This is a genomic window from Streptomyces sp. NPDC056231 (genome assembly GCF_048270745.1).
In the GTDB taxonomy this organism is placed as follows: Bacteria; Actinomycetota; Actinomycetes; order Streptomycetales; family Streptomycetaceae; genus Streptomyces.
This window is the reverse complement of the sequence record NZ_JBLVKW010000005.1, coordinates 46,639-70,654: the sequence shown is the minus strand read 5'-3', so window position 1 is coordinate 70,654 and position 24,016 is coordinate 46,639. Positions and strand designations below refer to the sequence as shown.

22 protein-coding genes are annotated in these 24,016 nt (G+C 69.2%); 12 read left to right on the top strand and 10 right to left on the bottom strand.

Going from position 1 to position 24,016, the window contains the following annotated elements:
• The first annotated feature begins 71 nt into the window (after nucleotides 1–71).
• Entirely contained in the window at nucleotides 72–809 is a 738-nt protein-coding gene (locus tag ACNPQM_RS06795; protein WP_418083271.1) for an alpha/beta hydrolase, read from the top strand.
• A 144-nt stretch (nucleotides 810–953) separates the two neighbouring features.
• On the opposite strand, the gene ACNPQM_RS06790 is transcribed toward ACNPQM_RS06795, so the two are convergent.
• From ACNPQM_RS06790 to ACNPQM_RS06780, 3 genes are all read right to left on the bottom strand, one after another.
• Nucleotides 954–1,793: a hypothetical protein gene (locus ACNPQM_RS06790; RefSeq protein ID WP_418083270.1), complete on the bottom strand. Its 840-nt coding sequence runs from the start codon at nucleotides 1,791–1,793 to the stop codon at nucleotides 954–956.
• 482 nt (nucleotides 1,794–2,275) lie between these two features.
• A complete protein-coding gene (locus ACNPQM_RS06785) occupies nucleotides 2,276–2,539 on the bottom strand; it encodes a hypothetical protein (RefSeq protein WP_418083269.1) in 264 nt (87 codons plus the stop codon).
• Between the two features lie 332 nt (nucleotides 2,540–2,871).
• A complete protein-coding gene (locus tag ACNPQM_RS06780; protein WP_418083268.1) occupies nucleotides 2,872–3,204 on the bottom strand; it encodes a hypothetical protein in 333 nt (110 codons plus the stop codon).
• 129 nt (nucleotides 3,205–3,333) lie between these two features.
• Here ACNPQM_RS06780 and ACNPQM_RS06775 point away from each other — a divergent pair, with 129 nt between their 5' ends.
• Both ACNPQM_RS06775 and ACNPQM_RS06770 read left to right on the top strand, forming a co-directional pair.
• Complete coding sequence (locus tag ACNPQM_RS06775; protein ID WP_358859829.1) at nucleotides 3,334–4,164, top strand: PP2C family protein-serine/threonine phosphatase; 831 nt, start codon at nucleotides 3,334–3,336, stop codon at nucleotides 4,162–4,164.
• Nucleotides 4,165–4,253: 89 nt separating this feature from the next.
• Nucleotides 4,254–5,279: an MASE1 domain-containing protein gene (locus tag ACNPQM_RS06770; protein WP_418083267.1), complete on the top strand. Its 1,026-nt coding sequence runs from the start codon at nucleotides 4,254–4,256 to the stop codon at nucleotides 5,277–5,279.
• 164 nt (nucleotides 5,280–5,443) lie between these two features.
• On the opposite strand, the gene ACNPQM_RS06765 is transcribed toward ACNPQM_RS06770, so the two are convergent.
• On the bottom strand, nucleotides 5,444–6,505 hold the full coding sequence (locus ACNPQM_RS06765) for an ATP-dependent DNA ligase (protein ID WP_418083266.1): 1,062 nt from the start codon (nucleotides 6,503–6,505) through the stop codon (nucleotides 5,444–5,446).
• A 76-nt stretch (nucleotides 6,506–6,581) separates the two neighbouring features.
• Here ACNPQM_RS06765 and ligD point away from each other — a divergent pair, with 76 nt between their 5' ends.
• The 3 genes from ligD (at nucleotide 6,582) to ACNPQM_RS06750 (ending at nucleotide 10,037) form a co-directional block, all read left to right on the top strand.
• Nucleotides 6,582–7,604, top strand: coding sequence for a non-homologous end-joining DNA ligase (gene ligD / locus ACNPQM_RS06760; RefSeq protein WP_418083265.1), 1,023 nt, complete (start codon nucleotides 6,582–6,584; stop codon nucleotides 7,602–7,604).
• Complete coding sequence (locus tag ACNPQM_RS06755) at nucleotides 7,601–8,683, top strand: ABC transporter permease (protein WP_418083264.1); 1,083 nt, start codon at nucleotides 7,601–7,603, stop codon at nucleotides 8,681–8,683. The genes ligD and ACNPQM_RS06755 overlap by 4 nt, the downstream gene beginning before the upstream one ends.
• A 340-nt stretch (nucleotides 8,684–9,023) precedes the next feature.
• A complete protein-coding gene (locus ACNPQM_RS06750) occupies nucleotides 9,024–10,037 on the top strand; it encodes a multicopper oxidase domain-containing protein (protein ID WP_418083263.1) in 1,014 nt (337 codons plus the stop codon).
• Nucleotides 10,038–10,067: 30 nt separating this feature from the next.
• Here the strand turns inward: ACNPQM_RS06750 and ACNPQM_RS06745 are convergent, their stop codons facing one another.
• Entirely contained in the window at nucleotides 10,068–12,275 is a 2,208-nt protein-coding gene (locus ACNPQM_RS06745; RefSeq protein WP_418083262.1) for a DEAD/DEAH box helicase, read from the bottom strand.
• A 218-nt stretch (nucleotides 12,276–12,493) separates the two neighbouring features.
• Between ACNPQM_RS06745 and ACNPQM_RS06740 the strand changes: the two genes are divergently transcribed.
• The 3 genes from ACNPQM_RS06740 (at nucleotide 12,494) to ACNPQM_RS06730 (ending at nucleotide 14,754) form a co-directional block, all read left to right on the top strand.
• Nucleotides 12,494–13,294, top strand: coding sequence for a VOC family protein (locus ACNPQM_RS06740; protein WP_418083261.1), 801 nt, complete (start codon nucleotides 12,494–12,496; stop codon nucleotides 13,292–13,294).
• Between the two features lie 72 nt (nucleotides 13,295–13,366).
• A complete protein-coding gene (locus tag ACNPQM_RS06735; protein ID WP_327243128.1) occupies nucleotides 13,367–13,621 on the top strand; it encodes a WhiB family transcriptional regulator in 255 nt (84 codons plus the stop codon).
• Between the two features lie 404 nt (nucleotides 13,622–14,025).
• Complete coding sequence (locus tag ACNPQM_RS06730; RefSeq protein ID WP_418083260.1) at nucleotides 14,026–14,754, top strand: dienelactone hydrolase family protein; 729 nt, start codon at nucleotides 14,026–14,028, stop codon at nucleotides 14,752–14,754.
• Nucleotides 14,755–15,075: 321 nt separating this feature from the next.
• Here the strand turns inward: ACNPQM_RS06730 and ACNPQM_RS06725 are convergent, their stop codons facing one another.
• From ACNPQM_RS06725 to ACNPQM_RS06710, 4 genes are all read right to left on the bottom strand, one after another.
• Entirely contained in the window at nucleotides 15,076–16,050 is a 975-nt protein-coding gene (locus tag ACNPQM_RS06725; protein WP_418083259.1) for an acyl-ACP desaturase, read from the bottom strand.
• 115 nt (nucleotides 16,051–16,165) lie between these two features.
• Nucleotides 16,166–16,942 (bottom strand): dimethylargininase, encoded by a 777-nt coding sequence (ddaH, locus tag ACNPQM_RS06720; RefSeq protein ID WP_418083258.1) that lies wholly within the window; start codon nucleotides 16,940–16,942, stop codon nucleotides 16,166–16,168.
• Nucleotides 16,943–17,467: 525 nt separating this feature from the next.
• Nucleotides 17,468–19,099, bottom strand: coding sequence for an ABC-F family ATP-binding cassette domain-containing protein (locus tag ACNPQM_RS06715; RefSeq protein WP_418083257.1), 1,632 nt, complete (start codon nucleotides 19,097–19,099; stop codon nucleotides 17,468–17,470).
• Nucleotides 19,100–19,771: 672 nt separating this feature from the next.
• A complete protein-coding gene (locus tag ACNPQM_RS06710) occupies nucleotides 19,772–20,188 on the bottom strand; it encodes an SsgA family sporulation/cell division regulator (RefSeq protein WP_418083256.1) in 417 nt (138 codons plus the stop codon).
• Nucleotides 20,189–20,403: 215 nt separating this feature from the next.
• Here ACNPQM_RS06710 and ACNPQM_RS06705 point away from each other — a divergent pair, with 215 nt between their 5' ends.
• The 3 genes from ACNPQM_RS06705 to mmpA all read left to right on the top strand — a co-directional run bounded on the left by ACNPQM_RS06705 (nucleotide 20,404) and on the right by mmpA (nucleotide 22,542).
• Complete coding sequence (locus ACNPQM_RS06705) at nucleotides 20,404–21,471, top strand: WD40/YVTN/BNR-like repeat-containing protein (protein WP_418083255.1); 1,068 nt, start codon at nucleotides 20,404–20,406, stop codon at nucleotides 21,469–21,471.
• 168 nt (nucleotides 21,472–21,639) lie between these two features.
• A complete protein-coding gene (locus ACNPQM_RS06700; protein ID WP_358859815.1) occupies nucleotides 21,640–22,317 on the top strand; it encodes an endonuclease V in 678 nt (225 codons plus the stop codon).
• A gap of 81 nt (nucleotides 22,318–22,398) precedes the next feature.
• Nucleotides 22,399–22,542: a morphogenic membrane protein MmpA gene (mmpA, locus tag ACNPQM_RS06695; protein WP_358859814.1), complete on the top strand. Its 144-nt coding sequence runs from the start codon at nucleotides 22,399–22,401 to the stop codon at nucleotides 22,540–22,542.
• Nucleotides 22,543–22,587: 45 nt separating this feature from the next.
• Here mmpA and ACNPQM_RS06690 read toward each other — a convergent pair whose 3' ends face one another.
• Nucleotides 22,588–23,778: a saccharopine dehydrogenase family protein gene (locus ACNPQM_RS06690; RefSeq protein ID WP_418083254.1), complete on the bottom strand. Its 1,191-nt coding sequence runs from the start codon at nucleotides 23,776–23,778 to the stop codon at nucleotides 22,588–22,590.
• Nucleotides 23,779–24,016: the final 238 nt, after the last annotated feature.

Here is a 24,016-nt window from a genome sequence, read left to right as displayed (position 1 = left end):
CCTGAAGGGACAGCACCCGTGAGCGCTACTCCTGCGACACCGACCCACGGCACTCACACGGGAGGCGCGTCGTGAGCCGTTTCGACACGCCTGTTGTGGTGACCCGAGGAGACGCGGAGGGGCCGCTGGTCGTTCTGTTGCACGGCCGCGGCTCGCGTGAGACCGAGATCATCGGGCTGGCGGACGCTCTGCCTCATGGTTTTTCCTACGCGGCGGTCCGCGCCCCTATCGCTGAACACGGCGGCTTCGCCTGGTTTGCCAACCGTGGCATCGGCCGCCCTGTCGCGGAGTCACTGCGGGCCACCATGGACTGGTTCCGGCTGTGGCTCGACGGCATCGCCCCGCCGGGCCGCCCGGTCATTCTCGTCGGCTTCAGCGGCGGAGCCGCCTTCGCGGGAGGCCTTTTGCTGGATGATCCCGCGCGGTTCGCCGGTGCGGCGATTCTGTACGGAACGGTGCCGTTCGAGGCAGGGGTGCCCACCGATGCCGCACAGCTCGCCGGAGTGCCCGTCTTCGTCGCACAAGGCGATCACGACCAGGTCATTCCCCGTGAACTGCTCGACCGGACATGGCGCTACCTGACCGTCGAGTCGGGGGCATCTGCGATCGCCCGGCGTGACCAGGTCGGCCATGGAATCGCCCGTGACGCGCTGGCGGCCCTGGCAGGCTGGCTGATTGAGCGGGCGGCCCTCCCTGCCCGGCAGGGAGGGCCGGCGCCTGCGCCGGCTCATGGGGAAGCGTTGCCCGGGGACCTTCCGGACCGGGCCGGTCCGCATCCCGACGTCAGTACGACGATTACCCACCAGTAACGCACCGGCAACGCACCTGTCGAGGTGCGATGGCTACGGGGCGGACGCCTTGCGTGACGCACCGTGCCGGCCGGGCAGCGCCAAGTCGGCGTCCGGCGCCGGAGACGGGCCGGCCGGCCCCCACGCGGGGGCCGGCCGGACGGGTCAGCGCAGCAGCGCCCGTACCGACGTCTTCATCCGGGCCACGAACGCCTCGCGCACCTCGTCCGTCACCCGGTCCAGCGAGAGATACGGATTGAGGTCCTCCAGCTCGACGAGCAGCAGCTCACCGTCCGCCGTGCGGCACGCGTCGATGCGCTGGATGCCGTGTGCGAGGTCGTTCCACTCCACGAACCGGCGGGCGAAGTCCAGATCCGCCGCAGTCGGCTCGTACGGTTCCAGCACCCAGCGCTGCTCGGGGTGCGGTGCGTAGAGCGCGTACTGGAAGTCGCGGTCGATGAAGAAGAAGGACACCTCGTAGCGGAAGTCGATCCTCGGCTGGACGAGCACGGTGCCGTCCGGCTCGGCGCCCACCTCGGCAGCGAGCTCGTCCGGCGTGACGAAGCGCAGCCCGACCGAGTCCGCGCCCAGCTTCGGCTTGATCACATACTCTGCCGCACCGGGCAGCAGCCCCAGATCGCCCGCCCGGTCCACGGTCGCGATCACCGGATACTCCGCGGCGCACAGATCGACCAGATACTGCTTGCCCGCCATGTCACCGCGCCCGGTCAGCGGGTTGTACACCGGCACCTTCCGCTCGCGGGCGCGGGCGCAGAACGCGTCGTACGCCTCCTGATAGTGCAGCACCGGACCGCTGTTGCGGACGACGACGGCGTCGAATCCGTCGAGCAGCGCGGCCGCGTCGCGCGGATGACAGAGCGCGACATCGAATTCCTCACGCAGCCGAGAGGTGAGAAAGATGTCCTCGTCGCAGTAGCGGCGGCCGCGCGCCTGGTATGCGAGGTCGGTGACGAAGAGGACGGACGGGCGCGGATCGGCAGGCATGAGGTTCTCCCAGGGGACGTGGGGGTGGACAGCGGATCAATAATCTTGATGGCGTTGCCCGTTCACCACATTGGAGCATCCTGACCTTTGCTCCACAGGTGTCGCACGGGTCGCCACTGCCCGACATTCTCCCGTCCGCCTTCGCCGCCGCCCCCACGGCAGGGCGTCTTTGCCCGGGGCTTGAATTCACTTCCGGTCCCGTTCACCCCGGCTTCCGGCTGCCGGAGCGACCGTCAGCCGATGCGCGAACAGATGTCGTCCGTGGACCCGTGGAACATGTTCAGCGTCCTGTACCCGGTGGGGCTGATAGCGAGGGTGTAGACGCCGTCGACGCGGTATTCGCCGTGACGGTGTGGCCGACGTCGCCCCCCAGTGCGCCGGTCACACGTGATCGTAGGGTTTCGCGTCTCACCTGGCCACCCCCAACGGCATCTTGTTCGGAGGCGCAAAGGGCAGCGACCTTCGGGTCGGATGCGGGTGAGTCACCAGGAGTTTCCGGGACGCACCGCCAGACGGGGATGGTGGGCGGCCAGGACCTTGTTGGCCTGTGCCAGTTGGGACAGGGCCTGCTCACGGTCCGCCTGGTCCTCGATACAGAGCCGCGGGCCGCGGAACCTGCGGACCTCGCGGGCGGCGCACTCGGCGTCGAACTCTGCCTGCACGATGTGCGGCGGGATGCAGGACCCGATCAGTTCGGCGACCCGGTCCGGGATCGGCACGGGAACGAGGAGGTGCGAGGCGGTCATCGGGGTTTCCCTCTCGGATGGTTGACACAGGAGGTGGTGTTCCACGGCCGCCGGGTGGGCGGTCGACTCCTCCTTATGTAACGGGAAGCAGTTCCGGGTTTCTCACGGAGAACGTCTCCGTCTGGCAACCGTTTGAGAGTGACCGGGTATTTCTCCTTACGCGTAAGTAAGTTGACTTCGCGTGAGGTACGTGCAGCGCCGCGCGGCGGACGGTCCCCTGCGAGTGGACAGCGTCCACGCTGTGACCTGTGGCCACCGCGTGATCGTTGGTCTTCACACGCTGGTGATCAATGCGGCCGCACCCGCGTGTACCAGCGGGATGGCATGGCTCGTCATCGAAGGAGACGCAGCGCTGGGATTGCTGCTTCTACGACGAACTGGACAACCGCTCCGGCCGGCCGAACGGATCGATACGCGATGCCGTCCGACCCGTCGGCGAGCCGGATGAGGCAGACCTGGTGGCCTACCTGGATGCCGGTCACGTCCTCATCGACGTCATGGAGGCGGGACACCGCGCCATCACCGGCAACGCCCATTGCTCCGTTCTCCGGCGGCGGAACAGGCGGCGGAACAGGCGGCGAAGACCTGGACCCGCTGTTCACCGCTCGGGAGGCGGCGTCGCGGGGCTGGGTGCGCGCATCTGCGGTGTTGTCGTCGGTCAGCAACGCTCCGCGTTGCCTCCCTCCTCCGCCTTGCAGCCGCACGCACCCAGCCCCGCTCCTTCCCCACCCCCCCCATGTGCCGGTCGGTCTAAGGTGGTATACGGGTCATGTAGGAACGCCCCCGGAGGGGCCATGCGCCGACACCGCACCACTCATGCCGACAGTTCCCAGGACGCCCTGCTCACCCTCGGGCGTCTTGTCGACCAGGCGCTGGAGCGGCTCAGGATCCAGCGGGCGCGTGCGGAACTGGCCGAAGCATTGCAGCGCCATCTGCTCCCGCCCCAGCTTCCGCAACTGCCGCACCTGGCCATCGCGGCCCGTTACACCCCTTCGAATGACGGTCTCGATGTCGGGGGCGACTGGTACGACGCCTTTCTGATGACGAACGGGGCGGTCGGGATCGCCATCGGTGACGCGCAGGGTCACGACGTGGAAGCCATTGCCTTCATGGGTCAGGCCCGCACCAGCCTGAGAGCCCTCGCCTGCGCCACGACCGATCCGGGCGAGGTACTGAGCCGCGCAAATGATCTGCTCATTTCCATGGGCTGCGGCCTCTTCGCGACCTGCTGCTTTTTGACCTTCGACCCGCTCAGCGGCGCGCTCGCCATATCCCGCGCCGGTCACATCCCGATGGTCTGGGCCACGTCCGCCGGCCACTCCGGCATCATCCTCGACAGTGGCGGTCCGCCTCTCGGCATCATCCCCGGGGAGGTATATCCGGTGACGCGACGATGGCTGACGGAGCCGGGATCGTTGGTCATGGTCACCGATGGGGTGGTGGAAGGACCGGCCTGCCCGATCGAGAAAGGGCTGGAGGAGGTGGTACGGCTGGTCTGCAATGGTTACGACGGCGATCCCGACGACCTGGCTCGTGAAGTGGTGAAGGTGGCCGATCTGACGGGCCACTGCGACGATGCCGCAGTCCTCGTCGTCCGATATGCCGGCCTGCCCGGCGCGGGGTAGTCATGGCCCGCGCCGTCGGCTCCGCGCTGCAACGACCGAGGTGGCTCCCGGCCCGTGCCGGCCGGTAGAGCCTTTCCAGGTGGTGTCTGATGACTGCCGTGGTGACCAATCCGGAGCTTCGGCGCAAGGGCGCCTCGACTCTCCTGGTCCTCGCTGTTGCAGCCGCCTACTACGGGGCTGCCCGGCTGGGTCTCCTCGAACAACTGGTGCGCGGACAGGTCACGCCGCTCTGGCCCGCTACCGGCATTGCCCTGGCCGGTCTGCTCGTCTTCGGGCTCCGCGTCTGGCCGGGCATTGCGATCGGGGCCTTTCTGGTGAACTTGCCCATCGGACCGACGGCTCTCTCCGTTCTGCTCATCGCCGTGGGAAACACGCTCGCATCGGTCTGCTCCTACCTGATGCTGCGGCGCGCCGGGTTCCACAATGATCTGGACCGGCTGCGCGACGCGCTGGCGCTGGTCTTCATCGGCGCCTTGGGCGGGACGCTCATCAGTGCGACAGTGGGCAGCAGTGCGCTGGTGTTCTCCGACGCCGTGACTGCAGGAGATTTCTGGTCCACGTGGTCGGTGTGGTGGACGGGCGACGCCATGGGCGTGCTGGTCGTCGCACCGTTTCTGCTCGTCCTTCGCGAGGCACGGTGGCCACACGGTGTGGCACTCCGGCGGTGGGCCGAAGCGGCGGCTCTGTTCCTCGGCACCCTTGTGGTCACGTTCCTGGTGACGGGCAGCAGCGCCTCCCTGCTCTTCCTCGTCTTCCCGTTCGTCATCTGGGCCGCGTTTCGATTCGAACGCGCCGGCGCCGCGTCGTGTGCGCTCGGAGTCTCCATGCTGGCGATTCTGGCCGCCACTCGCGGGGCCGGTCCGTTCGCCCACAAGGAGCTCATCATCAATATGGTCACGCTCCAGGCCTTCAACGGCGCCACGGCACTGACCGCGCTGCTGCTCGCGGCGGTCATCACCGAGCGGAACCGCACCCACGCCGAGATCAATCGGCTCTGCGGGCGGCTCGCCGACATAGTGGCAGCCATGTCGGACCACCCGGTCACCGACCAGTGGCTGACGTCCGACGACCCCGACGACCCCGACGACGCGGACGGCCGCGCCGACGAAGGATAGGGTGCCGGGCGGGCACCCTATCCGTACACGCCCCGATGGACATCAGGACGAGCAGCTCGCCGGGGATCTGCGCGGAGTCGGCGACGAGCGCGCCGCCCGGCGGGCGGGACTTTCGAAACACGCCCTGGGGCGACGACCCCTGCGCCACCCCGTCGGGCGCGACATCAGCGGGCTGACAGCACCTCGGCCAAGTCGTACTGCACCACTTCTTCCAGCTGCGCGTAGGTACAGCTCCCGGGGGTGCGGTCGGGCCGCCACCGGCGAAACTGGGCCGTGTGCCGGAAACGGTCGCCCTCCATGTGGTCGTAACCGACTTCGCACACCCGCTCCGGACGCAGCGCCACCCATGACTGGTCCTTCTTCCCGGACCAGCGGCTCGGTGTGCCGGGCAGCCGGGCGGTCTCGTGGGCGGCGGCATCCGCCCACGTCGCCCACGGATGGTCGGCGAACTCCGTCCGCAACGGGTCCAGCTCGGCGACCAGCTCCTCGCGTCGCTTCATCGAGAACGCCGCGCAGACTCCGACGTGCTGCAGGACGCCTTCGGAGTCGTACAGGCCGAGCAGCATCGAGCCGACGACCGGGCCGCTCTTGTGGAAGCGGTATCCCGCCACCACACAGTCGGCGGTCCGCTCGTGCTTGATCTTGTACATGACGCGGACGTCCGGGCGGTACGGCAGATCCAGCGGCTTGGCGACGACACCGTCGAGCCCGGCACCCTCGTACCGTTCGAACCACTCCTGGGCGACCGCCGGGTCGGTGGTCGCGGGGGCGAGATGGACGGGGGCCGAGGCACCGGACAGCGCCGCTTCCAGGACGGCTCGGCGGTCCGCCTGCCGGGTGGAGAGCAGCGAGTCGTCGCCCACCGCGAGGATGTCGAAGGCGACCAGACTGGCCGGGGTCTGCTCGGCGAGCAGCCGCACCCGTGAATCGGCCGGATGGATACGTTCGCTGAGCCGGTCGAAATCCAGTTTCCCGTCGTACGCGACGACGATCTCGCCGTCGATCACACAGCGCGGCGGCAGATTCTCCCGGACCGCCGTGACCAGCTCCGGGAAGTACCGGGTGAGCGGCTTGCCGGTGCGGCTGCCGATCACCACCTCGTCGCCGTCGCGGTGCACGATCGCCCGGAAGCCGTCCCATTTGGCCTCGTACTGCATGCCCGGCGGGATCCGGGACACGGACTTGGCGAGCATCGGTTTCACGGGTGGCATCACCGGCAGGTCCATGGGCCGATTCTTGCTCGGATACCTCGATGCTGCTCCCGATATGCGGCATATGGGAGCCCGGCTTACCGTGGCCCCCATGGGCGCAGCGGTGGAGCTGGATGCAGACGGACGGGCAGTACGGCTGTCCAACCCTGACAAGGTGTACTTCCCGGAGAAGGGCTACACGAAGAGGGACGTCGCCGAGTACTTCCTCGCCGTGGGCGCCGGGATCACGCGCGCCCTGCGCGACCGGCCGACCACACTCCAGCGCTTCGTCGACGGTGTTGACGGCGACTTCTTCTACCAGAAGCGCGCCCCGAAGAACCTCCCCGACTGGATTGCCACCGCCCGCGTCGCTTTTCCCAGCGGCCGGCCGGCCGACGAGATCTGCCCCACCGAACTCGCCGTCGTCCTGTGGGCGGCCAACCTCGGCACGCTCACCTTTCACCCGTGGCCGGTGCGGCGAGCCGACACCGACCACCCGGACGAGCTCCGCATCGACCTCGACCCGCAGCCGGGCACGGACTACGCCGACGCGGTCACCGCCGCCCATGAGCTGCGCGCCGTCCTCGACGACCACGGTCTGCGCGGCTGGCCCAAGACCTCCGGTGACCGCGGCATCCATGTCTTCGTCCCCGTCGAACCCCGCTGGACCTTCACCGAGGTCCGGCGTGCGGCCATCGCGGCCGGCCGCGAACTCGAACGCCGGATGCCGGACCGGGTGACCACCGCGTGGTGGAAGGAGGAGCGCGGCGAACGCATCTTCGTCGATTTCAACCAGACCGCCCGCGACCGGACGATCGCCTCCGCCTACTCCGTGCGGCCCCGCCCCCACGCGCCGGTGTCCGCACCGCTGCGCTGGGACGAGATCGACGACGCCGAGCCGCAGGACTTCGACATCCGCACCATGCCGAAGCGGTACGCGGAGGTCGGCGACGTGCACGCGGACATGGACGACCACGCCTTCCGGCTCGACGGGCTGCTGGAACTGGCGGACCGGGACGAGCGGGAGCGCGGGCTCGGCGACATGCCCTACCCGCCGGAGTATCCGAAGATGCCCGGCGAACCCAAGCGGGTCCAGCCGAGCCGCGCCCGGCGCGACGAGGACGCGGAGGCGTGAGCGCGCCCGATCTGGAGCCCGTCGCACCGCACGGGGAACACGCCCGCCGCCGGACCCGTGGTGACAGCCGGTGGGCGGTGTTCAGGGAGTCCCCGTATCTGCCCGCCGTCGTGCTGATGTTCATCATCGCGGCGGCGGCTGGTCTCTTTGCCGGCTCCTACACGTATGCGATGGCCAATCCGACCCCGCGCAACATCCCGGCCGCCGCGGTCGGCGGACTCGGAACTCCGCGCGACCAGGTCTTCCTCGCCCGGCTGGAGGCCGCGCTCGACGCCTCGCTGGTGATGCACGAGTACGCCACCGAAGCCGAGGCCCGCACCGCGCTGGAGGAGCAGAAGGTCTTTGCCGTCCTGCGGTCCGCAGACGGCGGGGTCGCCATGGATGTCGCGAGCGCGTCCGGGGCCTCGGTCTCCGAACTGCTCGCCGATTCCGCGCTGAAGGTGGGGCAAGCGGTCCATGTGCCGGTCAAGGTCACGGACGTGAAGCCCCTGCAGCGGGGCGATCCGCGCGGCCTCGCTCTCTTCTACATCTCGCTCGCCGCGGTGGTCATCGGCTTCGTCGGCGCCATCCAGCTGAGCGTGCATGCCAAAGGGCTGAACCCGCTGGAGCGGATCGGTTTCACCGTGGCGTACGCGCTGCTCGGCGGTTTCGCGATCGCCGCCGTGGTGGACTGGCTGCTCGGCTCCGTCGATCTGCCGTTCGTCCAGTCGTGGATGATCCTCACCTTCACGATGTTCACCACGGGCATGGTCTTCACCATGTTCAACACCCTGATGGGGCGCTGGGCGATGATTCCCACCTGGGGACTGATGGTGCTGCTCGGCAACCCGTCCTCCGGCGGTGCGGTGTCCTGGCCGCTGCTGCCGTCTGTACTGGGCTTCATCGGCCGCTGGCTTCCCCCAGGCGCTTCGGTCAACGCCCAGCACGCCGCCGTCTACTACCAGGGGCACCAGCGGATCTTCCCGTACCTGGTGCTCGCCGGCTGGTCGCTGGTCTCCTGCACGGTGTTCTGGGTATGGCGCCACCGGCATCCCGGAGGCCGTGACCACATGCCTCAGCATGCGGCCACGGCCTCCTGACCTTCGTCGAGCGGTTACAGCTCCTTGATCCGGATGTCGCGGCACGAGACCACGTCAGTGCGTGCCGACCTCGTTCACCGCGGCGGGTGCGGTCTGCGCTGCATGTGGTCACCCACCCCTCGTTGGGCACTGCAACAGCATGGAGTCACTGCAACAGCCGACGAACCAGAACTCTTTTCGCGACTCGCCAGTAGCTGTGGCGGCAGGGGCGCGAGCTTTTTCTTTAGTGTGAATAAACGAAGATCCCCGGGCTGCGCTATGGCCCGCCCCGGGAGCCATCTGTGCCCCGACGGTCTCCGAGAGTCTCCGTAAACACCCGTCTAGCTGTGGGGAGTTCGAAATGGATCGAAGGAGCTTCAACCGCCGGTTCCTGGTGGGCAGCGGGGTCGCGGCGGCGACCGGTGTGACATCGTTGTCGTTCGGATCGGGCGAGGCCAACTCGGCGGAGCCCCCGCCGCGGACCGCCCCAGCGGCAGGCGTGATCCGTCATCTCAAGCTGTACGCCGAGAAATTGGCGGACGGGCAGATGGGTTACGGCCTCGAGAAGGGCAAGGCTTCGGTCCCCGGACCGCTCATCGAGATCAACGAGGGCGACACCCTGCACATCGAGTTCGAGAACACGATGGATGTGGCGGCCGGCCTGCACGTGCACGGCGTCGACTACGACATCGCGAGCGACGGCACCCGGATGAACAACAGCATCGTCGAGCCGGGCGGCACGCGTACGTACACCTGGCGCACCCACGCGCCGGGCCGCCGGAAGGACGGCACATGGCGGCCCGGCAGCGCGGGCTACTGGCACTACCACGACCATGTCGTCGGGACGGACCACGGCACGGGCGGCATCCGCCAGGGTCTGTACGGCCCCGTGGTCGTCCGGCGCAAGGGCGACATCCTGCCGGACAAGACCATCACGATTGTTTTCAACAACATGACGATCAACAACAGAGCGGCCCATGAGAGCCCCAACTTCGAGGTCACCGTGGGCGACCGGCTCGAAGTCGTCATGATCACGCACGGCGATTATTACCACACGTTCCACATCCACGGTCACCGCTGGGCGGACAACCGCACCGGGCTGCTCACCGGGCCCGACGATCCCAGCCGCGTCATCGACACGAAGATCGTCGGCCCGGCGGACTCCTTCGGCTTCCAGGTCATCGCGGGCGAAAACGTGGGCGCGGGTGCCTGGATGTACCACTGCCATGTCCAGAGCCACGCCGACATGGGTATGGCCGGACTGCTGCTGGTCGCCAAGGCGGACGGCACGGTCCCGGGCTACGACCCCCATGCCATGCATGACATGAAGGCCGACCCGCCGATGAACGACAAGGCGATGACCGACAAGACCTGAGGCCGACGGATCGAGGCCGACAGAATCCGGTCAGGGTTCGGACGGCCCCGTCGCCAGGCGCAGCTGTTCCTCCTCGACGACGCGCCTGGCCAGGCTCCCGTCCGACACGTCCACGGCGTCCGGCGTCGTCTCGGCGACGTCGCTGCGCCGCGCGTACGCGTCGAACAGTCGCTCCTTGCGGGCCAGGATGTCCAGCATCCGCTGATCGACGCTGTCCGTCGCGAGCAGCCGGTGCACCTGGACCGTGCGTATCTGCCCCATTCGGTGGGCGCGGGCCACGGCCTGGTGCTCCATCGTCGGCTTGATCTGCGGCTCGCAGAGGATGACAACCGAGGCGGCCTGCATGTTCAGCCCGACGCCCCCGGCCTGGATCTGGCTCAGCAGGACGGCGTGGCCGTCCACCGTGCTGAACTCGTCGATCAGCCCCTGCCGCCGGGCGGCCGGGACATTGCCGGAGACCGGCCCGAACACCCCGTTGCCCAGGGCCTCCCGGACCGTGGTGAGCACCTCGTGGAAGTAGGAGAACACGACGACCTTGAGCCCATTGCCGGCGGCCTCCGTGACCAGCTCGCGCAGCCGGTTCAGCTTCGCGGAGGTCTCCGGGCGGGCGTACGCGGCCCGGCGCATCCGCATGAACTGTCCGGCGGCGACTGCCTCCCGGTAGGCGTCGAGATCCGCCTCGCTGAACTCTTCCCACTCGTCGACCTGCACCAGCGCGGGAAGTTCGGTCAGCACGTCCTCCTGGTTGCGCCGGAGATAGGCGGGCGCGACGGCGCGGCGGAAGGCGTGCGAGCCGGCGGCCCCGTGGGTGGTCCTGATCGACGGTGCCAGTTCGGGCTGGAGATGGCGGACCAGGCTGCGGAACTCCTCGACCCGGTTCTCCATCGGTGTACCGGTCAGGAACAGCACCCGTTCGGTGCGTCCCGCCCAGCCGGAGACCGCGCGCGAGCGACGCGTGGCGGGGTTCTTGACGTAGTGCGCCTCGTCGACGACCAGCATGCCGGGCCGCTTCCCGCCGTCCCGGGCGGCCGGGAGGGTGTGCAGGGCGTCGAAGGTGGTGAGGGCGACCCCGCCGCGTTCGCGCCAGTCGGCGAACGCCTCCTGCCGCTCGGGGCCGTGCACCGGCAGCACCCGCAGAGTGGACCGGGCCCGGAGCTCCCGCGCCCAGTTGATCAGCACGCTCGCCGGGCAGACCACGAGGAAGTGCGTCTCGCCCCGTGCCGAGAGGTGCGCGAGCGCGGCGATCGCCTGCACGGTCTTCCCGAGCCCCATTTCATCGCCGAGGATCACCCGCTTCTGCGCGAGCGCGAAGCGGGCGCCGAACGACTGGTAGCCCCGCAAGGAGACCCGCAGATGCGCATCGTCGAGCCGCAGCCTGCGCACCCGTTCGGCGATCCCCGACGGAAGGAACCCCTCGGCGGCGTCCCGGTCGGGCCGCGTGCCTGACATCTCGGCGAGCAGGCTGTAGTACTCGGCGGACCGCAGCTCGAAGTCGACCCACGCCGCGAGGTCCGACTCCGGGTCCCGCAGCAGATCGACCGACGCCTGCCCGAACAGCAGCGGAAGCCCGTGCTCCGTCGCCTCCGTGACCACGGTCCGGACCGAGGCGACGGCGGTGAGCGCCGCCGTACGGGCCTGCCGCCGGGTGAACAGCATGCGCAACCGCCCGCGGGCCGGTCCCGCCTCGGTGAGCAGCGGCTCCAGCCGCCTGACGAGCCGCCGGGCCGCGTCCACGGCCCGCCGGACGTCCGGACCGGCCTCGACCAGTCGGTGCAACGCCGTGACCAGGGCGGTCGTGGACTCGTCCGGCGCCTGCACGTCGATCCGGACGGCGACCGTGTCCCGGACCGCGTGCGCGATCTGGCCCGCGGCGGCGAGTGCCTGATCGGCGGTCTGCACACCGACACCGGGGATCTGGCGGAGCTCGTACCGATTGGCCTCATGGACCTGACCGACCGTCGTGTAGCCGGCCTGCTCGACCGCGCCGAGGCGCAGCCGGCCCTCGGTGACGTCCTTGAGTCGGGAGACCGGGATCGCGGCCAGCTCGCGGTGTATCAGGGCATCGAGGATCGGGGTGAGAGCGGCGTGTATGGCGTCGGTCGCGCGGGTGTGGTCGGCCAGCACGGCACGCGCCGCGTCGAGCAGCCGTTCGGCTTCTGCGATCAGTTCCCGGGCTGCCTTCCCCGTCGGCGCCCCGGAGTCCCTCGCCCCGGTACCGGTCTCCCCGGCCTCTGTCATGTACGTACCTCTGTCCGCGCAGCCCCGCTGCCGCCTTGCCCGGCAGCTGCCCGAGTGAGACATATCGTGCCATGGGCCGTTGAGGCCGGGGAGAGCAGCAGGACCTCCAGCGGTTTCCCACGTTGCGCAGTCTGCGGTTGTCAGTGCCCGGTGCAAGACTCGGATGGTCAGGAGAAACCCCTGCAGTGCTCACGCGGGACTCGCTGAAGGAGCGCACCATGCTCACGACCGGTTTTGTCACCGGATCTCCCAACTGGCTCGATCTCGGCACGCCCGACCTCGACCGGGCCACCACCTTTTACCAGGGCGTCTTCGGCTGGGACTTCGTTCCCGGCGGTCCCGAGACCGGCGGGTACGGGATGTTCATGTTGGACGGGAAATCGGTCGCGGGCGCCATGACCGTCACGCCGGAGCAGGCGAAGCCGTCCTGGTCGGTCTACTTCCAGACGCCCGATGTCGATGCCACCGCCAAGGCGGTCGAGCAGGCCGGCGGCGCGGTGCCCTTCCAGCCGATGGATGTCCTCGACTTCGGTCGGATGGGCGGCTTCACGGACCGGGGCGGCGCATACTTCGGGACCTGGCAGCCGAAGAAGAACACCGGCCTGGGTGCGGTGGGCGCGCCGGGCTCGCTCTGCTGGACCGAGCTGTACACCCCGGACGTGCCCGCGGCCGCCGCGTTCTACGGGATGGTCTTCGGGTGGGAGACCCAACAGGTGGCGTACCCAGGCGGCGGTGGGTCCTACACTCTGATCCGCACCAAGGGTGGAGGCGAGCGCGCCGACTTCGGCGGGCTCGTACCTCTCGACGCCGTCGCGACGCAGGGCGTTCTGGGACCGCACTGGCTGCCGTACTTCGAGGTCGAAGACTGCGACGCCACGGTCGCGGACGTCGAGCGGCTGGGCGGCAAGCTGACGCTGGAGCCGATGGACATGGAAGGCGTGGGCAAGTTCGCCAACGTCGCCGATCCGTACGGGGCGCAGTTCGCCGTGATCAAGAGCTCGGACACGTCGGAAAGCTGACCGGAGGGCGTACGGCGCCGCATTGATGCGGCGTTGAGCAGTCGTTTATCGCGACCGGGCACTGTGTGCGCCATGCTGATCAACACCGTGACCGACCCCGCACTCGCCTGGCAGGAGACGGCGCTCTGCGCGCAAGCGGGACCAGAGTTCTTCTTCCCTGCCCCCGGCAGCTCCACACGTGAGGCGAAGCAGCTGTGCAACGCCTGCGAGGGCCGGGTGGCCTGCCTGGAGTACGCCCTCGACAACGACGAACGGTTCGGTGTCTGGGGCGGACTCTCGGAGAAGGAGCGGGAACGGCTGCGCAGAGTTGAGCGCGACCGGGCCTGAACTCCCCCTGCATGTACCACAATTCGGCCCTCCGTAGCCCGGAGGCAGCGTCTCCAGGGAGCCGAGTTGGGTGAGGATGACAACGTCGTGGCGGGATCGGCCAGCTGCGTGCCGGCCGCGCGACTCTCCGAGGACCTCACGGGTCCGGGTCGCGCTCGGCGAGTCGGGTGCGGCCGGCTGCTCCCGCTCCTGCTGGCCTCCCTGCGGACGGGCAGCTATCGCGTCAGGCGGCGTTCGCCCCGGCGAGGCGCGAGTGATGATCTTCGTGATATTTTCGGCGTCGCCGTGCACCATGGTGAATCCAAGGAGGTGAGACCGATCAACGCTGCGACAGGTTGGGGCTCCCTTCTTTGCATGGCCTAGGGAGCGCCCGCACAAGGCATCCCGAAAGGCTTGAAACGCTGATGCGCTTCACTTCCCAGACGTCGTCGGACGGCGTCACCGAACAGTTCTTCACCCTTGATGAGATCCCCGGCGTGCTGTGGACGCCGGAAGACGCTTCCGGTACCCGTCCCCTGATTCTGCTGGGCCACGGCGGCGGGCAGCACAAGACGGCCCCCGGCACCGTGTCCCGCGCGCGCCGCTATGCCGTCGAGGGTTTCGCGGTCGTCGCGATCGACGCGCCGAACCACGGCGACCGGCCCAAGGACGAGGAATTCGGCCGGGTCGCGGCCGAGATGCGGGCCGGCATGGCCGCCGGTGAGAATCCGGGCGCGCTGGTCGCCGGCATGCACAGCTATCTGGCCGGTCAGGCTGTCGCGGACTGGCAGGCGGTCCTGACTGCGGTCCAGCGCCTCGACCAGGTCGGCATCGGCCCGGTGGGTTACTGCGGCATGTCTATGGGCTGCGGGCTCGGCATCCCGCTCATTGCCGCAGAGCCCCGGATACGCGCCGCAGTGCTGGGCCTGCTCGGCGCGCACGGGCTGGCCGAGGACGCCGCGCGGATCACCGTGCCGGTGCAGTTCCTGGTCCAGTGGGACGACCAGCTGGTACCGCGAGACCAGAGCCTGGCCTTGTTCGACTCCCTGGCCTCGGCTCAGAAGACGCTGCACGCCAACCCCGGCAAGCACGGGGATGTGCCGGCGTTCGAAGTGGACAGCTCGCTGAGGTTCTTCGCCCGGCATCTGAGCTGACACGAGAGCGCAGTGCCCGGCGCGCTGGACGGAACTCGTTCCCGGCCGGCGCGTTCGGTCCAGACTGTTCGGCCTTGCCGAGGGGGTGCAGGGGCGGGAGATCGATGACGACGAGGGTGCCCGTCTGTTTCGGACCGCTCGGCGCGTGGCGGTTGCCGGCCGTCGGGCGAGGGCTCGCACGTCACCGTGGGCGCCACGCCGCTCGATGTGCTGCCCCGGGTATGCGCTGCGGTCCCGATGTGCGTGATGCCGCGATACACAGACGCGGTGGCCCACGAGTGAGCGGGCTCGTGGGTCACCGGGTGCTGCGCGGCTTGTGGGTCAGGCGTTCGCGCGGGCGGCCATCCGTGCCTTGCGCGCGGCCAGCTTCTCGTCGAACTTGGCCGCCTCGCGGTCCAGCCCACCCATGTAGAGCCCCAGCTCCTCCTGCGCCTTCAGCCCGTCCGGACCGAGCCCGTCGATGTCCATGACCTTCAGGTAGCGCAGCACGGGCTGGATCACGTCGTCGTGGTGGATCCGCATGTTGTAGATCTCGCCGATCGCCATCTGCGCCGCGGCCCGCTCGAAGCCGGGCATGCCGTGACCGGGCATCCGGAAGTTGACCACGACGTCACGCACGGCCTGCATCGTCAGGTCCGGCGCGAGTTCGAAGGCCGCGCCGAGCAGGTTGCGGTAGAAAACCATGTGCAGGTTCTCGTCGGTGGCGATCCGGGCCAGCATGCGGTCGCAGACCGGGTCGCCCGACTGGTGACCCGTGTTGCGGTGCGAGACGCGGGTCGCGAGTTCCTGGAAGGCGACGTACGCCACGGAGTGCAGCATCGAGTGCCGGTTGTCGGACTCGAACCCATCCGCCATGTGCGCCATGCGGAACTGCTCCAGCTTGTCCGGGTCGACGGCGCGCGAGGTGAGCAGGTAGTCGCGCATCACGATGCCGTGCCGGCCCTCCTCGGCGGTCCAGCGGTGCACCCAGGTGCCCCAGGCGCCGTCACGGCCGAACAGGGAGGCGATCTCGTGGTGGTAGCTGGGAAGGTTGTCCTCGGTCAGCAGGTTCACGACCAGTGCGATCTTGCCGATGTCGGTGACCTTGGACTGGTCGGCCTGCCACGCCTCACCGTCCTCGAAGATGCCGGGGAAATTCCGGCCGTCCGAGAAGGGGACGTACTCGTGTGGCATCCAGTCCTTGGCGACCTTGAGATGGCGGTTGAGCTCCTTCTCCACCACCTCCTCCAGGGCGTACAGCAGTTGGGCGTCGGTCCACGCCATTGAACTGCCGAGGTGGGGAGAGGTGATCGTCACGGGGGCTCCTGGGGACGGGAGAATTACCTACGGCTTCGTAGGTTACGAGACCGTAGGTTAAAGCGGGAGTAAGCCCACCGCCAAGCCGGGGCGCGCGAAGTCCGACTACGTACCGTTATGTCTGCAGGTCGCGCAGGCGTACGGAGAGGCAGGTCACGCAGCCTTCCAGTTTCTCGAACTCGCTGATATCTACTGATACAGGGTGATATCCGAGCCCGGTGAACAATTCCGCGGTCTTCGGTGCACTCGTGGCCATCAGTAGATTCCCGCCACCGAGCAGCACCACGTGCGAGCCCGCCTCCTCCGGAACCGGAAGGAAATGGTCGAAAAGAGATGGTTCGTCAATCAGGGGGGGATACCCGACGGCTGTGCCGTCCGGCAGTGCCGTCACCGCGGACTTCAGGTGCAGCACCTTGGTCAGCGGCACGGCTACGACACGGGCGCCCAGCGGCTCGAACGCGGATCTGAGCTGCCGCACCCCCTCCGCGTTCGTCCGGCCGCCGCGCCCGACAAAGACCGTGTCGCCGATCTTCAGGACGTCGCCGCCGTCCAGCGTGCCCGGCTCCTTCACCCGGTTCACCGAGCAGCCGAGCCCGGTCAGTGCCTCCTCCACGGCCGCGGTCTCGCCCCGGCGGGACTCCGCGCCGGACCGGGCGATGAGCGCCACGTTCCGGAACATCACCACGGTGTCCTCGACGAACACGCTGTCCGGGTATCCGTCCGCCGGCTTCGCCTCGACCGTCTCCCATCCGTACTCGCCGAGGACGGCGACATACCGCTCCCACTGCTCGACCGCGAGGCGGACATCGACAGGGGTGCGCTCGACATGGGTGACGAGACCCTCGGCGAGACGCGGGCCGGGGCGGCGGACCAGGGCCTTTCTGCTGGGCACGGGTAGTTCCCTCCGTAGGGTTTCGGGGTGGGTGCGGGCCGGCCACCTTGGCCATGCACCGGATGAAGTCGCGGGACTCCTGGAGCGGCGGAGCAAGTGTCCGCAGTCGCTCCGACAATGCCCGGTAGCGACGCAGTTGAATATCGGTATCGAGCAGCTTCGAGATGTGCGAGGAGTCGAGCGGCATCGAGCCGTGCCAGGAGTCGAGCTCCGACGTGCCGAGCCGAGGCGCTGCGGCGCCGGGCCACGCCGGACCGGGACATGCTGATCCGGGGACACTGGCAGTTCGATGCGCTGCGGATCATCCTCCACGACCGGCGACCGTCCTGCGGATCGGCCGAGAAGTCCGAGGAATGCCGCGAGCGCCGCAGCGGGAGCATATGGCTGCTCGCCGCCACGGTCGACTCGCAGGGCGGAGGTGGGGCCGGAGTTCGCTCCCGCACTGACTCGGCCGACGGCTGCGAGAACCGGGCCTTGCTCCACCGACGGCTCCGGCCGCCCGCTTTCCCCCACACTCCGCACGGCTCAGAGCTCCGTAGCCACCGCCTCGGCCGTGGTGTCGCGCAGCTCACCGTCCAGGAGCAGCCAGCGTGTGATGCCGAGCGATTCCAGGAACGGCACATCGTGGCTTGCCACGATCAGCGCTCCCTCGTACGACTCCAGAGCCGCCGTCAGCCGGCGCACGCTCGCCATGTCCAGATTGTTCGTCGGCTCGTCCAGCATGAGCAACTGCGGTGCCGGTTCGGCCAGCAGCAGCGCCGCCAGTGCCGCACGGAATCGTTCCCCGCCCGACAGCGTCCCCACGGGGCGGTCCGCCCGAGCCCCCTTGAACAGGAAGTGCGCCAGTCTCGCCCTGATCCGATTGTCCGTGGCATTCGGTGCGAATCGCGCCACGTTCTCCACCACGCTCAGGCCGTCGTCGAGTACATCCAGACGCTGCGGCAGAAAGCCCAGGGGCAATTGGGGTGTCGCCTCGCCGGACACCGGTGCCAGTTCGCCGGCAATGGTCCGCAACAGCGTTGTCTTGCCCGCGCCATTGCGGCCCACCAGTGCGATCCGCTCAGGGCCCCGCAGTTCGAACCCGCCGCTCACCCGTGCCCCGTGCGCGAGTTCCAGATCGCGCAGTACGAGCACACCCTGGCCCGGATGCACCTTGGTGTGCGGCAGTTCGACCCTGATCTCGTCGTCGTCCCGCACCGCCTCGACAGCGTCGTCGAGGCGCTCCTTCGCCTCCGCCAGCTTCCCGGCGTGCATGATTCGATGCTTGCCGGCCGATTCCTGGGCGGCCCGCTTGCGGTTGCCCATGACGATCTTAGGCTCGCGCTTGTTGTCCGACATCTTCTGTCCGTAGCGTTTGCGCCGAGCCAACTTGACCTGTGCGTCCGCCAGTTCACGCTTCTGTCGCTGCACATCGGCCTCGGCGACCCGCACCATGCGCTCGGCCGCCCCCTGCTCGACGGCGAGCGCCTCCTCGTACGCCGAGAGATTCCCGCCGTACCAGGTGACCGACCCGTCCCGCAGATCGGCGATCTGGTCGACCCGCTCCAGGAGTTCACGGTCATGACTGACGACGACCAGGACACCGGCCCACGCGTCGACCGCATCGTAGAGCCGCCTGCGCGCGTACAGATCCAGATTGTTCGTGGGCTCGTCGAGCAGCAGCACCCCGGGTCGGGCCAGCAACAGTGCGGCCAGGCGCAGCAGCACGCACTCGCCGCCCGATATCTCGCCGATCGTGCGGTCGAGACCGATGTGACCGAGGCCGAGCTGATCGAGCGTCGCGCGGGCGCGCTCCTCCACGTCCCAGTCGTCACCGACGGCCGCGAACTGCTCCTCGCGGACGTCACCCGCCTCGATGGCGTGCAGAGCGGCCCGGGTGCCGGCGATACCCAGGGCCGCATCGACCCGAAGCGCCGTGTCCAGGACCAGATTCTGCGGGAGATATCCGATCTCGCCCCGGGTCCGGATGTGGCCATCGGCAGGGGTGAGTTCACCGGCGATCAGCCGCAACAGGGTTGACTTTCCACAGCCGTTGAGGCCGATGAGCCCGGTCCTGCCGGGACCCACGGCCAGCTGGAAGTCGTCGAAGACCTCACTGCCGTCGGGCCACGTGAAGGAGAGAGACGAGCAGGCGATATGAGTCATGGGGGTAGACATATGGATCTCCCGGTTGCGAGGAAGGGCGGGGGCAACGGGCGAGACACCGGTCACGGGCGTTCCACGGACATGGCCAAGGAGGAGCCCCGGTTGCGGAGGACGGCTCGAAGAGCTGAGGTCACACTCGGGCGCGCAGACATGGCAGACATGACAGACCTGAACGGGCATGCACTGTCCGGACACGGCGCGCAACGCGGTGTCTCATGACCTCAGACGAGCAACGTCCTTCTCCGATCCGACGACAACAAGGACGTCACAAACGGTACGACGGGACCTCGCGCCACGGCAAACGATTTCACCGCCTGGGACATCACCGCGGGACACGGCAATGGAGCCGCCGGATCCCGGGGCGTACCGGGCAAGGACCCCGTGCTGCGCCGACGGGCTGGGCGTGCCGCGAAGCCAGCACCGCCTACGACCTGGTGCTGCCCGATCGGGGCGGCGCCCTGGTCCTCGACCCGTACTTCGGCCCGGAGCACCACTCTCCGGCGACTCGCCGAAGGGGCGCACGTGCTCGCGGCGGACGGCAGGGGCTCCTCGGACCAGATCCTCGCCCCCCGGCCGCACCGACGGCGCCGCCCGCGTCGACCGGAAGCCGACCAGGACGCTCTGATGTACTGCGACGGCCGGAACCTGGTGGAGGTCAAAGCCGTGACGAGAGACTGACCGGTCTCAGCACGCTCCGCCGAGCAGGTCCGTCAGACTCCGGTCGAGATCCAGGAACCGGTGCTCCTGCCCCGACGGAACCAGTTCCTCGGCGCGCCCGAGGAAGCGACGCAGCTCTGCCGTGTGGACATGCACCATGGCGATGCCCTCGGCGGCATGGAACTCCAGGACCGTACGGTCGTAGCCGAACGGCCTGATCCGTACGTCCCCGACCCCGGCCGCTCCGTCCATTCCTGCCGCCAGCAGTTCGCGGGAGAACTCCCAGGACACCTCGGTGCCCTCCAGGGTTGCCGGGGCAGGGAAGGCCATGCGCACGGCGAACGGATCCCTGCAGTCGTACTGCAAGGTGGCGGGAAGGGTCTCCATCCGCGGCGCGGATGCGACCATGCGGACCTGCACGGACTGCTCTATAACGCTGGACAAGACCTGCTCCCTCTTGCGGCCAGATGAACGGTTCCCGGCACTCGCAGAGACGACGGAACTTCCCGATCCGTGCTTGGGCGGGGGAGTGAGCTGCGTCACCGCACCGCACTCCCTTCGATGCACGTGCTCGCGTGGTGGCGGCGCACTCTGGACGGCGTACTGCCTGTGGGCTAGCTTCCTGCGCCATGAGGCCCAAGGGGAAGACGAAACGACTGATGGCATGGGGACTGTGCGGGGCGGCGCTGACCGCGGCACTGGTCACGTCGACAGCGCAGGCAGCGCCGGGGCAGCGGCAGGAACCCGGCGACCGGACGGGCTGGACACTCACGGAGACGGGAACCGGCGCCCGCTTCCGTGGCCTCTCCGCCGTCAGCCGGCGCATCGCCTGGGCTGCCGGATCGAAGGGCACGGTGCTGCGCACCACCGATGGCGGCCATCACTGGAGCGACGTGTCGCCGGCGGGAGCGGCGGAGGCGGCAATGGAATTCCGTGACATCGAAGCGTTCGACGGGCGGCGTGCGGTGGCGCTGGCCATCGGTGAGGGCGAGGCGTCGCGGGTGTTCCGTACGGACGACGGTGGAACGACCTGGACCGAGTCCTTCCGCAATACCGATGCCCGTGCCTTCTACGACTGCCTCACCTTCTTCGACAACCGCCACGGGCTCGCCATGAGCGATCCGGTCGACGGCAGGTACCGGATCCTGTCCACCGCCGACGGCGGCCGCAGCTGGAACGTACTGCCCACAGCGGGAATGCCGGCCGCCCAGGAGGGCGAGGCGGGCTTCGCCGCCAGCGGCCAGTGCCTGGTCAGCTCGGGGCCGAAGGACGTCTGGCTGGCGACCGGCGGAGCGGCCACCGCACGGGTGCTGCACTCCGCCGACCGGGGGCTGACCTGGACGGCCACCGAATCGACGATCCCGGCCGGGGACCCGGCCCGCGGCGTCTTCGGTCTCGCCTTCCGCGACCGTACGCACGGCATTGCCGTCGGCGGCGACTACCGCGCCGGCCAGGCCTCTCCGGACGCCGCGGCCGTCACGGGCGACGGAGGCCGGACCTGGCAGCGGTCATCCACACCGCCGACCGCTTACCGTTCCGGCGTCTCCTGGGTCCCGCACACCCGCTCCACGGCACTCGCCGTCGGGCCGACCGGGACGGACCTGACGACGGACGGCGGGCGCACCTGGCGCACCGTCGACACGGGTTCGTACGACACCGTGGACTGCACGCAGGACGGCGGCTGCTGGGCGGCGGGGGAGAAGGGGCGGATCGCCCGGATGAACTAGGGCGTGTTTCGAAAGAAGCGTGGCCCGCCCGTCGGGCGGGCCGGGCGTCGTCCAGTGCGTGCGGTCGCAAGGCGGGCGGAAGTCTCTGGGTGGGGTCTCCCTTGCTCGAACGAAGCTGAGAGCTTGGGCCGCCCCCCAATTGCCGGTCGGCCTAAGCTGGATGGCACTATGACGACGCTCCGCACGCCGGCCGACGCAGCCGAAGCCCGCGCCATCCAGGACACCCTCCGCGCCCGCGTGGTGCTGGACGAGCCGGGACCGCCGCCCGGTACCGGACGGGTGACCGGTGTGGACGTCGCCTACGACGACGAGCGCGACCTCGTCGTGGCGGCGGCGGTCGTGCTCGACGCGGCCACCCTCGACGTCGTCGCCGAGGCCACCGCCACTGGCCGAGTGACCTTCCCGTACATCCCGGGACTGCTCGCCTTCCGGGAGATACCGACCGTGCTGGCCGCGCTGGAATCCCTCCCGGTCGACCCCGGCCTCGTCGTCTGCGACGGCTACGGCAGGGCGCACCCGCGCCGGTTCGGGCTCGCCAGCCACCTCGGCGTCCTCACCGGACTGCCGGTCATCGGCGTCGCCAAGAACCCGTTCACCTTCACGTACGAACAGCCGGGTCCTCGGCGCGGCGACTTCTCCCCGCTCGTCGACGGGGACGAGGAGGTGGGCCGGGCGCTGCGCACCCAGGTCGGCACCAAGCCGGTGTACGTGTCCGTCGGCCACCGGACCCGTCTGGACAACGCCTGCGCGCACACACTCCTGCTGGCCAGGGACTTCCGCCAGCCGGAGACCACCCGCAGGGCCGACGCACTGTGCAGGCGGGTCCTCCGGGAGGCGGCCGCCTGAGCGTCCGACGGCGCCCGCGTCCGATTATCTGAGTATGCGTACGGATACCACGTGCCGATCATGAACGGCACGCTGGTGCGTATGACTGAGCATCGAACGTCCACGCGCCCCGGAACCGTCTACGTCGCCCAGCGGCGCGTTGCCATAGGGCTGACTCTCGGTGTCCTTGCCGGGGTCGTCTGGACCGTCTCGATGATCTGCACGCTCGTGTCCTGGATGTTCTGAGGCGGGGACGGCCCGCCGGCCGCGGCCGTCCCCACGCGGATCCGCTCAGCGCGTCGCCGCGACCCGGAAGCGCAGCCCCGCCCCGCGCAGCCGCTCCAGCAGTGCATCGCCCATGGCGACGGCCGGGGTGACCTGCCCGGATGTCGGCGGGAGTTCGTCGAGGGCGAGGCAGAGCGCGGACTGGGCGAGGATCTTCGCCGTCTCGTCGTAGCCGGGGTCGCCGCCGGAGACCTCGGTGAAGACCCGGCGCCCGCCGCCTTCCCCGACGAACCGCACCGTGAACCAGCTCCGCTTCCGGCGCTCCGCGTCCGGGCCTACACCCGGCTCGTACCGATCCATCAGCCAGCTTCGCGCGGCGGGCAGCTGCGCGGCGCCCACGAGGGCGCCGATCGCGGCCGTGCCACCCAGCGCCATCGGCAGCGTCTTCACCGAGGCGAAGTGGCGGTAGCGGAAGTCGGGGCCGTACCGTGCGAGCGCCCGCGCCGAGCGCTCGATGACCTGCGGGTCCAGTGTCGGCAGGGGCAGCGCCCAGGTGCCGGTCCCGGCACTGAAGTGCGGGGTGCCGAAGCGGGCGCGGGCGCGGCGTCCGACCAGGCGCGGTTCGTGCAGTCGGCGCTCCTGCGCGGCGCGCAGTATCTGCGGGCCGCGGCCCATCGCGGTGAGCGCGGAGGCGAACGTACCGCCGGAGAAGAAGGCGCTGCTGCGGACGAACCCGTCGATGGTCAGCGGCACATCCTGCGGCAGCTGCTGGACGGTGAAGTAGACGCCGAGGTCGTGCGGTACGGAATCGAAGCCGCAGGCGTGCACGAGCCGTGCCCCCGTCTCGCGGGCCCGCGCATCGTGTTCCAGGAACATCCGGTCCACGAACTCCGCCTCGCCGGTCAGGTCCGTGTAGTCCGTCCCTGCCTCCGCGCAGGCGGCGACCAGTTGCTCGCCGTACCAGACGTAGGGGCCCACCGTGGTGGCCACTACGTGGGCCGATTCGGCGAGTGCGCGCAGTGAACCGGGGTCGTCGGCGTCGGCGTGCAGCAGTGGAAGGTCCGCGCAGCGCGGATCGATGGCGGCCAGGCGTTCGCGCAGCTTCTGCAGCTTGGCCGGGTTGCGGCCGGCCAGCGCCCAGCGGCAGCCGTCGGGTGCGTGGGCGGCGAGATATTCGGCGGTGAGGGCACCCACGAAGCCGGTGGCGCCGAAGAGGACTATGTCATAGGGGCGTTGTGCCCCGTTCTGCCTGTTCACGAGTGCCTCCGCAGGGGCCGGCGCCGATGTAGCAGGCAGAGGTTAGCGGAGGGGTTCGTGGCGGTGTGCAGTCGGGCGGCGCTCGTGGGGGAGGATCCTCGAAACACGCCCTAAGAGGAGCTAACAAAATGGGCGCCCGGCTCGCGGCGTCTGGCACGCACGCTCGCTGCGTTACCGGATCGCACGCACCAGACGCCGCGAGCTGATCGGACTCCCATTTTGTTGGCTCCTCTAAGCG

Bases quoted from the DNA above. Each gene is read 5' to 3' on its own strand.
- ACNPQM_RS06790 (WP_418083270.1), bottom strand. From the start codon at position 1,793: ATGCCTGCCGATCCGCGCCCGTCCGTCCTCTTCGTCACCGACCTCGCA.
- ACNPQM_RS06785 (WP_418083269.1), bottom strand. From the start codon at position 2,539: ATGACCGCCTCGCACCTCCTCGTTCCCGTGCCGATCCCGGACCGGGTC.
- ACNPQM_RS06775 (WP_358859829.1), top strand. From the start codon at position 3,334: ATGCGCCGACACCGCACCACTCATGCCGACAGTTCCCAGGACGCCCTG.
- ACNPQM_RS06770 (WP_418083267.1), top strand. From the start codon at position 4,254: ATGACTGCCGTGGTGACCAATCCGGAGCTTCGGCGCAAGGGCGCCTCG.
- ACNPQM_RS06765 (WP_418083266.1), bottom strand. From the start codon at position 6,505: ATGGACCTGCCGGTGATGCCACCCGTGAAACCGATGCTCGCCAAGTCC.
- ligD (WP_418083265.1), top strand. From the start codon at position 6,582: ATGGGCGCAGCGGTGGAGCTGGATGCAGACGGACGGGCAGTACGGCTG.
- ACNPQM_RS06750 (WP_418083263.1), top strand. From the start codon at position 9,024: ATGGATCGAAGGAGCTTCAACCGCCGGTTCCTGGTGGGCAGCGGGGTC.
- ACNPQM_RS06745 (WP_418083262.1), bottom strand. From the start codon at position 12,275: ATGACAGAGGCCGGGGAGACCGGTACCGGGGCGAGGGACTCCGGGGCG.
- ACNPQM_RS06740 (WP_418083261.1), top strand. From the start codon at position 12,494: ATGCTCACGACCGGTTTTGTCACCGGATCTCCCAACTGGCTCGATCTC.
- ACNPQM_RS06735 (WP_327243128.1), top strand. From the start codon at position 13,367: ATGCTGATCAACACCGTGACCGACCCCGCACTCGCCTGGCAGGAGACG.
- ACNPQM_RS06730 (WP_418083260.1), top strand. From the start codon at position 14,026: ATGCGCTTCACTTCCCAGACGTCGTCGGACGGCGTCACCGAACAGTTC.
- ACNPQM_RS06715 (WP_418083257.1), bottom strand. From the start codon at position 19,099: ATGTCTACCCCCATGACTCATATCGCCTGCTCGTCTCTCTCCTTCACG.
- ACNPQM_RS06705 (WP_418083255.1), top strand. From the start codon at position 20,404: ATGGCATGGGGACTGTGCGGGGCGGCGCTGACCGCGGCACTGGTCACG.
- ACNPQM_RS06700 (WP_358859815.1), top strand. From the start codon at position 21,640: ATGACGACGCTCCGCACGCCGGCCGACGCAGCCGAAGCCCGCGCCATC.
- mmpA (WP_358859814.1), top strand. From the start codon at position 22,399: ATGACTGAGCATCGAACGTCCACGCGCCCCGGAACCGTCTACGTCGCC.